At 54.4% G+C, this 12,619-nt stretch carries 9 protein-coding genes; 4 read left to right on the forward strand and 5 right to left on the reverse strand.

Annotated features, from left to right (window positions below):
* Positions 1-46 precede the first annotated feature (46 nt).
* Together btsR and BG55_RS09905 are read right to left on the reverse strand one after the other, a co-directional pair.
* Positions 47-766, reverse strand: coding sequence for a two-component system response regulator BtsR (gene btsR, locus BG55_RS09900; protein ID WP_034937025.1), 720 nt, complete (start codon positions 764-766; stop codon positions 47-49).
* Positions 760-2,445, reverse strand: a complete 1,686-nt coding sequence (locus BG55_RS09905) for a sensor histidine kinase (RefSeq protein ID WP_034937027.1) — start codon at positions 2,443-2,445, stop codon at positions 760-762. The genes btsR and BG55_RS09905 overlap by 7 nt, the downstream gene beginning before the upstream one ends.
* A gap of 653 nt (positions 2,446-3,098) precedes the next feature.
* On the opposite strand from BG55_RS09905, the gene BG55_RS09915 reads away from it, so the two are divergent.
* The 3 genes from BG55_RS09915 to BG55_RS09925 all read left to right on the forward strand — a co-directional run bounded on the left by BG55_RS09915 (position 3,099) and on the right by BG55_RS09925 (position 7,130).
* Positions 3,099-3,677, forward strand: coding sequence for a helix-turn-helix transcriptional regulator (locus tag BG55_RS09915; protein WP_034937032.1), 579 nt, complete (start codon positions 3,099-3,101; stop codon positions 3,675-3,677).
* 83 nt (positions 3,678-3,760) lie between these two features.
* On the forward strand, positions 3,761-5,512 hold the full coding sequence (gene olsF / locus BG55_RS09920) for a bifunctional ornithine lipid synthase OlsF (RefSeq protein ID WP_034937396.1): 1,752 nt from the start codon (positions 3,761-3,763) through the stop codon (positions 5,510-5,512).
* Between the two features lie 340 nt (positions 5,513-5,852).
* Complete coding sequence (locus BG55_RS09925; RefSeq protein ID WP_034937034.1) at positions 5,853-7,130, forward strand: acid phosphatase; 1,278 nt, start codon at positions 5,853-5,855, stop codon at positions 7,128-7,130.
* Positions 7,131-7,164: 34 nt separating this feature from the next.
* Here the strand turns inward: BG55_RS09925 and abgT are convergent, their stop codons facing one another.
* From abgT to BG55_RS09940, 3 genes are all read right to left on the reverse strand, one after another.
* The gene (gene abgT / locus BG55_RS09930; protein ID WP_034937035.1) at positions 7,165-8,691 is read right to left on the reverse strand and encodes a p-aminobenzoyl-glutamate transporter; all 1,527 of its coding nucleotides are present in this window, start codon (positions 8,689-8,691) and stop codon (positions 7,165-7,167) included.
* An 87-nt stretch (positions 8,692-8,778) separates the two neighbouring features.
* Positions 8,779-10,227, reverse strand: a complete 1,449-nt coding sequence (locus BG55_RS09935) for a M20 family metallopeptidase (RefSeq protein ID WP_034937037.1) — start codon at positions 10,225-10,227, stop codon at positions 8,779-8,781.
* Positions 10,227-11,540 carry a M20 family metallo-hydrolase gene (locus BG55_RS09940; protein ID WP_034937038.1) on the reverse strand — a complete coding sequence of 438 codons (1,314 nt, stop codon included), beginning with the start codon at positions 11,538-11,540 and terminating at the stop codon, positions 10,227-10,229. Before BG55_RS09940 ends, BG55_RS09935 begins: the two co-directional genes overlap by 1 nt.
* A gap of 128 nt (positions 11,541-11,668) precedes the next feature.
* Between BG55_RS09940 and BG55_RS09945 the strand changes: the two genes are divergently transcribed.
* Positions 11,669-12,613, forward strand: a complete 945-nt coding sequence (locus BG55_RS09945; RefSeq protein ID WP_034937397.1) for a LysR family transcriptional regulator — start codon at positions 11,669-11,671, stop codon at positions 12,611-12,613.
* Positions 12,614-12,619: the final 6 nt, after the last annotated feature.

The following is a 12,619-nucleotide window of genomic DNA, read 5'->3' on the forward strand; positions in this document are numbered from 1 at the left end:
AGCTGCGACCGCCCCTGGAGAGGGCTGTCGCAGGGCATCCTGATATTCACAAGCCAATACTTTTCTTCAACGGTTTAAGATAGCGGCGACTTACCGGCACTGTCTGGCCGCTGCGTAACTGCAATTCGGCCTGGCCATTATCCTGTAAATGAATCTCCTTCAGCTGCGCCATATTGACCAGAAACTGCCGGTGGCAGCGGAGCAGCGGCGTACGGCTTTCCAGCGTGCGTAATGTCAGCTCGGTCAATCCCTCCTTGCCTTCATTGCTGGTGACCCAGACACCACTGAGGCGACTGCTGACAAAAGCCACATCCTGCATCTGCAACAGATAAATACGACTCTGTCCGCTACAGGGGATAAATTGTAAAGGCTGCGGGTTTTCTGGCACCGGGGCAGAAGGGTAACGGTGCTGCTGTTGACGCAGACGGACCAGGGTTTTGCTCAGCCGTTCTGCGGCAACCGGTTTTAACAGGTAATCGAAAGCATGTTCTTCAAATGCCTTTATCGCGTACTCTTCAAATGCGGTGAGAAACACAATCGAGGGTCGATGGCCGTCATCTAACATGCTGACCATCTCCAGACCATTAATACGTGGCATCTGAATATCCAGAAACAGCACGTCGGGTTTCAGCCGGTTAACCGCGCCAATTGCCTCTATCGCATTTGCACATTCGCTGACGATGCTAATATCCTGCTCGGCCTGCAACATCAGGCGCAGGTTTTCTCTTGCCAGCGGTTCGTCATCAACAATCACGGCTCTCAGCATGTTTCCTCCAGCGGCAGTTGCAGGCTGATGCGGGTGAACTGGTCCTGCTGGCAATGGACACTGATGCCACAGGCGTCTCCGAACTGTGCCCGTAAACGTTTATCCACCAGGCTCATGCCCAGTCCGGATACCTCTTTTGCTGGCTGATAAAGTCCCGCATTATCTTCAATAGTCAGAATCAGACGATCCTTTTCCTGGTGCGCTTCGATCAAAATTTCTCCTTTGTCCGGCAGCTGCGATGTGCCGTGTTTTATGGCATTTTCAACAATCGGTTGCAGGCTGAAAGCAGGAAGCCGGTAGTGTGAAAGTGCGCACGGGATCTGCATCCTGACGGTAAGAAGTGACTGAAAGCGGGCTTTTTCAATTTGCAGATAGGCATTTACATGCTCAATTTCATCGGCCAGGGTAACAATTTGCGAGGGACGCTTAAGATTTTTACGAAAGAAGGTCGACAGATCCTGCACCAGCTGCCCGGCCTGCTGCCGATCGCGGCGGATCACTGCCAGTAACGTATTCAACGCGTTAAATAAAAAATGGGGATTCACCTGGGCATGCAGCAGCTGAATTTCGGCCTGTGCCAGCAGGGCTTTCTGTTGCTCATATTTACCTGCAAGAATTTGTGCGGAAAGTAACTGAGCTATCCCTTCTCCCAACGTACGATTGATGGAGCTGAACAGACAGTTTCTGGCTTCATACAGTTTAATGGTGCCGATGACCCGCTGATTTTCACCACGCAACGGGATAACCAACGTTGAACCCAGTTCGCAACCGGGATGAATCGAACAGCGGTAGGGGATCTCATGACCATCGGCATAGACAACCTGCCCACTCTCAATGGCGCGCAGGGTACAGGCTGATGAGATCTCTTTTCCGGGCAGGTGATGATCATCACCTGTTCCGGTAAAAGCCAGTAACTTTTCCCGATCGGTGATGGCAACGGCGCCTGTTTTCAGCTCTGAATAGAGAACCTGCGCCACTTTCAGGCTGTTTTCTTCATTGAACCCCTGGCGAAGAATACCTTCAGTGGAAGCCGCAACCTTAAGCGCAACGGCAGAGAAAGCGGAAGTGTATTTTTCGAACATAGCCCGCTTATCCAGCAGGATACGCATAAACATGGCAGCCCCCAGAGAGTTGGTCACGGTCATCGGCACAATAATGCTTTGTACCAGATGCAGTGCATCCTGAAATGGTCTGGCAATCATCAGGATGATCACCATTTGAACCAGTTCGGCCAACAGCGTCACTACCCCGGCGATCAGCGGACTTAATATTTTGTCGCTGCGCCCGGCTTTGATAAGCCAGCTGTGCATCAGGCCACCCAGCAGTCCCTCGGCAATAGTGGAAATCATGCAGCTGACCGCTGTCATGCCACCGAGAGAAAAGCGGTGCAGTCCGCCTGTTAATCCCACCAGAGCGCCCACGACCGGCCCGCCCAGCAGTCCACCGATGACGGCACCAATAGCACGTGTATTCGCAAGTGAACCCTCGATATGCAGGCTCAGATAAGTACCCAGAATGCAAAAAACAGAGAAGGTGATATAGCAAAGCAGCTTATGCGGCAGGCGAACGGTAACCTGCATCAGAGGCGTGAACAGCCGGGTTTTACTCATCAACCAGGCAATAACCAGAAAAACACACATCTGTTGTAGCAGCAGTAATACCAGATCAACGTTATACATTTCCGTCGTCCCACTTTCCCGAAAGACGAAACATACGCTGAAACCGACGGAAATTGTGCAGACAGCGGCATTAAAATGTTAAATCGTGATCTCCCTCCCTTATCGCCTCCCTGATTATTGTCGGGGGTACAATTTTTCTGAAGACGCTACTCAAAAAATGACTAACCTTTTGCCTTGCAACGATTTTTTGTCTGGCAACCCCGTCAATTCTGCTAACGTAATTTCCTGCTGGAAAGGGAATCTGATGTTGCCGTTGGCAATTGTTCAGAAACAAAGGGCGATAAATTTGACTTGTTGACACCCGTCAACAGATTGAGTAATGTACAGGAAAAGTAGAGATTATGAGCAGGAAGCATAAGAACAGGCAGATACAACAGGCCATTGAATTCGCAACAGATAATGGCTGGATACTGATCGCAGCCGGAAAATCGGCACACTGTTTTGCCAAACTCCGCTGTGGGGTTCCCGGTCATCAGGAGCACATGATGAGCATCTGGTCAACGCCGGGTAATCCGCTAAATCATGCAAAGCAGATTGTCAGGAAGGTCTGCCAGTGTACGCCGGTAAGGACAAACTGAATTGCCGGAAAAAATGACGAAACGACAGAAACCAACTGTCGTTGATAACAGGTGAGCCAGGGCTGGAGGATAAATATGATGCTATGGAATTTCACATTGGTACTGTCGGGAGTGACGTCATCGACACCAAAACTGGAAGATGCTTTGTTTGCGGCGGGTTGTGATGATGCATTGATCTGTTTTTATGGCACGGCGGTTTATCTGGAGTTCGACCGTGAAGCCGTCACACTGAACGCGGCAATCTCCAGTGCAATCCGCAATATCGAAGAAGCCGGAATCGGGGCGATGGTCGGGTCTGTAGACTCCACCCTCGTCGGGCTGAGTGATATTGCGGAACTGACAAAACTTTCCCGCCAGGCTGTTGCGCTACTTAAAGATGGGGCGCGGGGTAAAGGCGACTTCCCCAATCCAATCCATCGGATTAAAGGGCAATCGCCGCTGTGGAGTTGGGCCGAAGTGGCGGAGTGGCTGGTGATGAGTGGCCGTATGGCAGCAGATAATCCGTTGGTGACTAATGCTCGTGAGCTGGAACAATGGAATCTGGCTTTACGTCTTCGGGCTTCAAAAGCCTCTTTGCAAGTTGATGAAAGAGTACAGTTTCTGGCTGGTTCACCCGCTCTTGCTGCCAACTTATGCCATCAGCAGCAGATGTAATCATCTTTATCCCGTAACCTGTCTGCCATGAAATCTTCATCCGGGCTGTTTAGTGTCGCGACAAAACGCCCGGAGAAATGCCTGTGTTTACAATCGAAGCTGTTTTAGATGATCTCTGCCCGCAGCGTCAGACACCGCAATGGCAAAAAAGACTTCTCAGAGTTTTGTTACGTGAAAAGGAATTTCAGCAATTTAATCAGCGTTACCGCCATCTTAAAGGGCTGGATATGGTGGAGCAGGTGCTGGAATACCTCGATATCCGCTGTGAACTGAGTGAACGCGATCTGGAACAGATTCCGCTACACGGGCCGGTTGTTATTGTTGCTAACCATCCGTTAGGAACCCTGGATGGTCTGGCATTGTTACATGCCGTTTCACAAGTGCGGCGTGATGTGAAAATTGTCACCAACCGGCTGCTCAACTGTCTGCAATCACTCACCAGCCTGATGGTGCCGGTAGATAATATGGGCAACCGTACTAACCGCCAGCAGCTTGCAGCCATGCAGGATCAGCTTGAACACCACGGCGTACTGATTTTTTTCCCGGCGGGAGAGGTTTCCCGCCTGGGCGGCAAAGGGGTGAAGGACAGCAAATGGAGTCATGGCTTCGTTCGCCTGGCTGCCCGCTACCGCGCATCTGTGGTTCCCATCCACGTGAGTGGCAGCAACAGCATGTTGTTCTATCTGACTTCATTTATCTACCGGCCTTTGTCGATGCTGCTGCTGGTGCGGGAGATGTTCGGCAATCGTGGGGCACGGTTGAAGCTGAAAATTGGTGCGCGCATCCCTTATGCCAGCTGGCATGATGGTCATACGTCGGCTAAAGAGCTGGCCGCACGTTTTCGCCGTCATATCTATCGCATGGCTCAAGGGAAATCGGCGTTGTTTCAGACTGAGCCAGCGATTGCCAGGGCGGAAGACCGGGCGGTGCTGAAAAAAGCGCTGGCGGGTTGTGAGGTGTTAGGAAAAACCAGTGACAATAAAATGATTTATCTCTGGCGGCGTAATGGCGAAGATGCTGTGCCGCTGTTGCGTGAACTGGGGCGACTGCGGGAAATCGCTTTTCGTGCGGTGGGCGAGGGCAGTGGGCGACGTCGTGATCTGGATGACTACGATGACGATTATTACCACCTGATTCTTTGGGATGAAGAGACGCTGGATATTGTTGGCGCGTATCGTTTTATGCCAACGGCTGAGCAACTGAAACTCAAAGGGCTGGAGGGGATCTACAGCCACAGCCTGTTTCATTATGGCGACCAGATGGAGCCTGTGCTGCAACAGGGTATCGAACTGGGCCGCAGTTTTATCCAGCCAGCATACTGGGGAAAACGGGGGCTGGATTATCTGTGGCTGGGCATCGGTGCCTGGCTGGCAAAGTATCCACAATACCGTTATCTGTTTGGCCCGGTATCCATCTCCGGCGGGATGCCGCTTGCGGCACGTGATCTTCTGATAGCGTTTTACCGCCTCTACTTCTCTCCGGCGCTGCCGATGGCCGTCTCCCGTCGCCCTTATCCGGCCTCACTGCCGGATGTACTGGCCCAGTTTACCGGCCAGGATTACCAGGAAGATTTACGACGCTTAAAGCGCCTGCTGAATAATCTGGGCACCGGAATACCTCCGCTTTGCAAACAGTATTCGGAGTTATGTGAAGCGGGAGGCGTGCAGTTTATTGATTTTGGTAGCGATCCTGATTTTAACCATTGTATTGATGGTCTGGTGATGGTTGATCTGACCAGACTGAAGGCCAGTCGTTATCAGCGCTACATTGGTGTACATCAACAGGCTTCAGCGCCAGAGGATGAAAAAGCGCCAGAAGAGGCGAGGCAGGATTAGTCACTCAAATGCAGCACGCACGCTGCTCAGGGCCTGACACGCCAGGTCTTGAGCAGAGGGGCAGCAATCTTAGCCTGACGGCAGCGGAGCGCTGGCGTAACCGATGCCGGACAGGACGCGTCAAACCAGCGGCAGCCGCCAAAACGCCGGAGTAAACAGCGTCGTCATCCCTTGTCATACGGGGGTTTAAAGCCTGTAAAATCAGAATAATATTCAGAAACTCCTTATTCAGTCACAATTCAGAATTTGCCATATTTTTGTCATCTTTTTTACTCAACATAACGTCAGTGTTTTAACGCCCTCTTATTCGTTATCACCTCCCATTTAAAAAGGAAAAGCAATGCGCACCCGATATACTCTGCTGGCAGCGGCTCTGCTGGTCAGCCAGCTGGCCCAGGCGAAAATCTCCCCGGCTTCAGAAGAGAGCCTTCGCGCCACCATTGACAGCACCACACCTGCCAGCAGTAACGCGCAGTTTCTGGAACTTAACCATGCCATTCAACAATCATTAATTGCTGCGTTGCAGGGTGACAGCGACAAGCTGACCCGCGAGCGCCTGAAAGATGCGGAGCAGAGCGACAGGCAGGCCGATACTAAATGGCTGAAAGCGAGTGGCTATGACTTTGCGAAAAAAGAGAACCAGCAGGCGGGCATCGCATTGCTCAGCGCATTTCCTGCATTGCCAAAAACGACCATTGCCGCCAGCCTGAAAACGGTGGAACAGGTTAACCTTAATGCCAGCCAGGGGCAGCGTACCCAGGCATTGATTGATGCAGAAGGGCAGGACCACCTCTACTTCCTTGCAGATGCACTGGGGCCAAAACTGGGCCAGGCATTTATTACCGCCTATAACAAAGGCGAGTTGGGCAAAGCCGCAGCGCTGATTAAAGCCAGTGAAGTCAGTACCAGCGCGGCGAAAAAACACTTTGATAATCCGCGTCCGTTTCTGATCCCTGGCAACAGCATTCACTTTGTGCCGGACACCGCAGTGGTGAAGGACAACGCGCCTTACAAAGCGACTGAAGGTTCTTATCCAAGCGGGCATACCAACACCGCTTACACTGACGCACTGCTGCTGGGTGAGATGTTGCCGGAGCGTTTCGTGCCGCTGGTGGACCGCGCTGCTCGTTATGCTTATTCCCGCATGGTGCTGGGTGTGCACTATCCTATCGATCTGATGGGATCACGGATGGTGGCTCAGCGTAACGTGGCTCATTATCTGAATGATGCGAAATACCGTGCGTTGTTTGATGAAGCGAAGCAACAGCTGCGTGTCGCGCTGGAGAAAGAGTGTGGCACTTCGCTGGCGGAGTGCGCTAAACCTCAGGGCGCTGCGGATCCTTATAGTGCACCACAGATGAAAACCTTTTATCGCTACAGCATGACCTGGAATCTGCCGCAGGAGAAAGTGAAAGCCACGCCGGTAGTGGTGCCGGAAGGTGCAGAAGTTCTGCTGGAAGGACCGCTGCCGCAGTTGAGCGCCGCCCAGCGCCGTCATCTGATGGTTTCAACCGCGCTGGCCGGGGGTTATCCGCTTTCCGGCAACACCCCGGAACAGAATTTCTGGCAGCGTCTTGATCTCTCCGCCGCCGCCAGTGCCGCGCATCACGGCGGCTGATCGCCACAGGGCGGAGGTCACTCCGCCTTTTTTTTCAGGGCATCTGCGGCCAGACGCCGGGACCAATCGGCAATCCCATCGCGTACCAGGCCAGTAGCAGTAGTATCCACACGCTGAAAAACACCAGCGGATAGGGAATGATCAGCATGTAATAGGTGCCGAGTTGGGCATCTTTTCGGTAGCGTTGCAGGAAGCCAAGAAACAGCGGCAGAAAGGGAGACATCGGTGCCAGCGGCAGCACGGCGGAGTCGGCGATGCGAAAGATCATCTGGGCGAAGGCCGGATGGAAGCCCAGCAGCATAAACATCGGTACAAAAATCGGTGCCAGAATCGACCAGATAGCGGAACCGCTGGCGATAAACATGCAAAGAAATGCCGAGAGAAACATCAGGCCAAGAAACGCCGGTGCGCCAGTCATCCCGGCACTTTCCAACAGATCGGTCAGCCCCACGGCCATAAACTTACCCATGTTGCTCCAGTTGAAAAACGCCACGAATTGCGACAGTGGAAATACCATCACGATAAATCCGGCCATGCTTTTCATCGGCTCAATCAGCTGCTGCGGAATATCATCGGGTCGTTTGATCTGCCCGGTGACCACACCATAGGTAATGCCCATCGCAAAGAAAAACAGAATGATCAGCGGCACAATCCCCTGAATAAATGGCGAGGGAATAATCGCTCCGGTCTGAGGATGGCGCAGCGGTGCCCCCTCCGGTATCACCAGCAGGGCGACCAGCGCGATAAAAATCAGCGCGGCCACGCCGCTCAGTTTCAGCCCCCGATTCTGCAATGGCGTCAGTTTTTCCAGCTTCTCATCACTGGCATGGCCCTGCCAGGCGGGCAGACGCGGCTCGATAAATTTGTCGGTCAGCAGGCCACCAGCCAGCGTCAGGACGATGACCGAACTGGCCATAAAAAACCAGTTATCCACCACGCTGACGTGAACCGTATCGCTGACGGCTTTGGCGGCTTCGCTACTGATGCCGGAAAGCAGCACATCGGTGGTGACAATCAGTAAATTGGCGGTGAAGCCGGATCCGACGCCCGCGATGGCGGCCAGCAGTCCAGCCACCGGATGGCGGCCCACGGCAATAAACATCAGCGCACCCAGTGGCGGCATGACCACCAGCGCGGCATCAGAAGAGATATGACTGAAAAAAGCAATAAACAGCACCATATAGCTGGCATAACGGGCGCTGACGAACGAAGCCATCTTGTGCATCAGCGCCTGAAGCAGTCCCACTTTTTCCGCCAGTCCGGCACCAATCATCAGCGCGAGGATCGCCCCCAGCGGGGTAAAACTACTGAAATTCTTGATGATGTTGGGCAAAATCCATTGCAGTCCGGCGACACTGAGCAGGTTTTTGACCTGGATAATCTCACCGTTGGCCGGATTTTTCACCGCAACATTGAGCCACGACAGCAATGCCGTGGCGATCATCAGTACCACTATTAACCAGACAAACAGCAAAAATGGGTTCGGCACCTTGTTGCCGATCCGCTCAATCCAGCTAAAAATCCTGCCTGGGTTTTTCCCTGCGGTCGTTGAATCACTCATGTTTTACCCTCTGGTCATTGTTATGTTGGCAATTTTTATAATTTTCGGGCCGGGTTCATGCCCGGCCTCGTTGTGTTGCAGATGAACTTATGCCAGCGGTGAGGGACGTACACCGGCCGGGATCGGACACTGCCAGGCGTGCCCTTTGCGGGTCTGGCGAAATTCTTCACGGGCGCTGGCAAGCAGACTGCTATCACTCAGTAATGCCAGCGCTGAGGCAGCCAGCGTTTTGGCTGCAAGAAACATGCCTTTGTGGGCGACAGAGGTGCGGCCCTGAGCCACCAGTTGCCAGGTGTGCAGTGGCGTACCCAGCGCAAAACAGGGTGTAAAGCACTGGGCGACGGGAACCACCCAACTGACATCACCCACGTCGGTGGAACCATACAGCACCTCATCTACCGGCGCATAAGGGGCCACCTCGTCCATCAACACCTTATCGCCCAGCCCCGCCACCCAGGCTTTCCCGGCCTGGCCTCCGGTGCGGGCGATATTCAGCTTCGCATTACGCAGATCATCTTCGCTCAGCGTCTGGCGAATTTCCTGCGCAAACTGGCGCTCACTGGCGCTGTAATCCGGCAGGCCATAACCTTGCAGATAGCGATACATCACCTTTTCCAACGCGCGGTTCGGCAGGTAGCTGGAACAGGCCTTTTCAAAACGGATGCTCAGGGTGGTGTCGGTCATTAGCGCGGCACCGCGAGCGATATTGCATACCCGCTGATAGATATCCTGCGTCTGTTCGGGCTGCGGAGCGCGAACCAGATACAGTACTTCGGCGTTGGCCTGCACCACATTTGGTGAACTGCCCCCGCTGTTGGTCACTGCATAGTGCAGGCGGGCCTCCGGCACAATATGCTCCCGCAGAAAGTTGGCTCCGGTGTTCATCAGCGTCACTGCGTCCAGTGCGCTGCGTCCCAGATGGGGTGAGTTGGCAGCGTGCGCCGCCACCCCTTTGAAATGAAAGGCGGCCTGAATATTGGCAAGCGTGGTGGTACTGAATATCCCGCTGAAGCTTTCCGGATGCCAGGTGAATGCCGCATCCACATCGTCGAACAACCCTTCGCGCACCATAAAGGTTTTTCCGGAACCGCCTTCTTCTCCGGGGCAGCCGTAGAAGCGGACCGTGCCGGGCAGGCGCTGTTGCTCCAGCCAGGCTTTCACCGCAAAAGCGGCCGCCAGCGCAGCGGTGCCCAGCAGATTGTGACCACAGCCGTGGCCGTTGCCATTCTCCACCAGTGGATCCGCAGTGGCGCAGGCGGCTTTCTGGCTCAGACCGGCCAGCGCGTCAAATTCGCCCAGCAGAGCAATCACCGGCTGGCCCTGACCATAGCTGGCGATAAAGGCCGTGGCGATGTCGCCCACGCCGCGCGCCACGCCAAAGCCCTCTTCCTCCAGCGCGTCGGCCAGCAGACCGGCGGAAAAGGTTTCGGCAAAACGGGTTTCGGGTCGGTCCCAGATGGCATCGCTCAGGGCGCTGAAGCGCGCCTGATGCTGGTCGATATATTCGGCGACAAAGGTGCTGAAATCATCGGCCATTATGCCTCCTGAAATTGCCGGATATTAAAGGCCAGCACCGCGAGGGTTTTGACCGCCACCGCCATTACCTGTTCATTAAAGTCGAACTTCTCGTTGTGGTGTCCGGCACTGAGTTCGGTGCCGAAGATGATATAAGACGCCTGGCCGCCACGTTCTTTCACCCGCTCCATCATATAGGTGGCGTCTTCGGAACCGGCTGGCTGCGCTTTGGTATCAACCAGAGAGGTCAGTTCGGCAACCTGAGCGGCCTGCTGACGGATGTAGTTGACCCAGGGCTGTGTCGGTTTGCTGCTGCGGGCTGCGCCCATCAGCGTCACTTCATGCTGTACGCCGTACATCGCCGCAGCACCGGCCAGCACCTGTAACGCCTGTTGAAAAATATGGTCGTTGATTTCGTTGGTTGCGCCACGGGTTTCCACCTTCATCATCGCCCGGTCTGCCACCACGTTGCGGCCGGTCCCCGCCTGAAGTACGCCAACGTTAATACGTGAACTGCCTGCACTGTGCTGCGGCAGCGTATGCAGGGCCAGCGTCGCCTGAGCCGCGGCCAGCAGGGCGTTTTTTCCCTCTTCCGGCCGCGCCCCGGCGTGTGAGGCTACCCCACGGAAGGTGACATCCAGCTTGGTCGTGGCGAGGAAGCTGTTACTGCCACAAACCAGCTCTCCGGCGGGCACCCCGGTACCGATGTGAATAGCGGTAAAAAAGTCCACATCATCCAGAACCCCCGCTGCCACCATCGATTTTGCGCCTCTGGTGCCTTCTTCCGCCGGCTGGAAAATCAGTTTGATGGTGCCGCACAGGCGTGATTCAAATTGCTTCAGCACCTGCGCGACGCCGATGCCAATCGTGGTATGCCCGTCGTGACCGCAGGCATGCATCATGCCTTCATTGCAGGAGGCAAATCCTTCGGCAAAAGGCCGGTGTTCCGGTGCCTGCAACTCCACCACATCCAGCGCATCCATATCGACGCGAAACGCCATCACCGGGCCAGGGCGGCCGGTTTCCAGCGTGGCAACCAGGCCACAAAATCCCCCGGAAAAATGTGGCAGCCATTGCGGCAGTGCGCCCTGTTCCAGCGCACGCTTTTCGTGCAGTGCCAGTATCTCCGGCGACGGCAGCCCCATGCGGGCTTCGGCGTTTATTACCTCTTTGCCCAGTTGCAGCTGATAACCGAGCCGGTGCAGCTCTTCGGCCACCAGTGTGGCGGTACGGAATTCCAGCCAGCCTGATTCAGCATATTTATGCAAATCGCGTCGCCAGCTTTGCAGCCGCGGGGCAATTTCTTTAACAAAGTCAGCAACAGCCTGATCCATCTTTTTTTCCTCACCGTTACGGGATTAAAAATGTTGTTTTTTTCGACTGTACACACTGGCTCCAGGGGGAAGAAGATGACAATATCTTTGCTTTGATAAACATTGGTTATCACCAGTTTTGGGGATTTATGCCTGCCGCCATTAAGCTTCACCAGCTCAGAGCCTTTGTCGATGTGGCTCGTCATGGCAGCATTCGTGCCGCCAGTCGCGCCTCACGTCTGTCACAGCCCGCCCTGACTAAAGCCATTCAGGAACTGGAAGAGGTGCTTGGCGTACGGCTGTTTATCCGCCGTCGGCAGGGGGTGGTGCTGACGGAAATGGGTGATACCTTCTTTCAACATGCCAGCCTGATTCTGGAAGAGTTACGGGTGGCGCAGGAAGATATCCAGCAGCGGCTGGGGCTGGGGGGCGGCTCGGTAAACATTGGGGTGGGCGGTAGCGTGGCCCGCACGGTGATGCCACAGGTGATAACTCAGTTTCATCGCCAGTTCCCCAATGTGAAAGTGCGAATCGTTGAAGGGCAACTGGTGTCGATGATCCCTGAACTGCGCCAGGGCGAACTGGATTTCACGATTAATACCTATTATCAGAGCCATCTGGATAATGAACTGAGCTATGAAAAACTGATGGAGCGCGAATATCGCGTGGTGGTGCGCAAGGGGCATCCGATGGCGCATGTCACCTCGCTTGCGGCGCTACAGCACTGTGACTGGACGATGCCTACACCGAAAGGCAGCTATTACCGGCTGCTGCACGATCTGTTCACTGATATGGGGATGACCCCGTCAATCAGCGTCACCTGTGAAACCTTTATGGCCTGTATCAGCCTGGTCACGCAGAGCGATTTTGTCAGTATTCTGTCGCAGGACGTGATTGCCGATCCCATTCACGGTAATCAGCTGGTGGCACTGAATTTGCAGGAAAAAATGCCGAAGGCCACCTTTTATCTGATTCAGCGTAAGGACAGTACGCTGACGCCGATGGGGGCACACCTCGCCCGTCTGTTCCGTATGCACTGCCGTGGCGTTAAATTTCCCCTCAGCGAGGCAACGCTGCGCGTGTCAGATGAATAAACATGC

Origin of the sequence: Erwinia mallotivora, assembly GCF_000590885.1 — a bacterium.
Taxonomy (GTDB): Bacteria; Pseudomonadota; Gammaproteobacteria; order Enterobacterales; family Enterobacteriaceae; genus Erwinia; species Erwinia mallotivora.

Coding starts and splice junctions, on each gene's coding strand:
- abgT (WP_034937035.1), bottom strand. CDS start 8,691: ATGAGTGATTCAACGACCGCAGGGAAAAACCCAGGCAGGATTTTTAGC.
- BG55_RS09925 (WP_034937034.1), top strand. CDS start 5,853: ATGCGCACCCGATATACTCTGCTGGCAGCGGCTCTGCTGGTCAGCCAG.
- BG55_RS09940 (WP_034937038.1), bottom strand. CDS start 11,540: ATGGATCAGGCTGTTGCTGACTTTGTTAAAGAAATTGCCCCGCGGCTG.
- BG55_RS09935 (WP_034937037.1), bottom strand. CDS start 10,227: ATGGCCGATGATTTCAGCACCTTTGTCGCCGAATATATCGACCAGCAT.
- btsR (WP_034937025.1), bottom strand. CDS start 766: ATGCTGAGAGCCGTGATTGTTGATGACGAACCGCTGGCAAGAGAAAAC.
- BG55_RS09905 (WP_034937027.1), bottom strand. CDS start 2,445: ATGTATAACGTTGATCTGGTATTACTGCTGCTACAACAGATGTGTGTT.
- BG55_RS09945 (WP_034937397.1), top strand. CDS start 11,669: ATGCCTGCCGCCATTAAGCTTCACCAGCTCAGAGCCTTTGTCGATGTG.
- BG55_RS09915 (WP_034937032.1), top strand. CDS start 3,099: ATGATGCTATGGAATTTCACATTGGTACTGTCGGGAGTGACGTCATCG.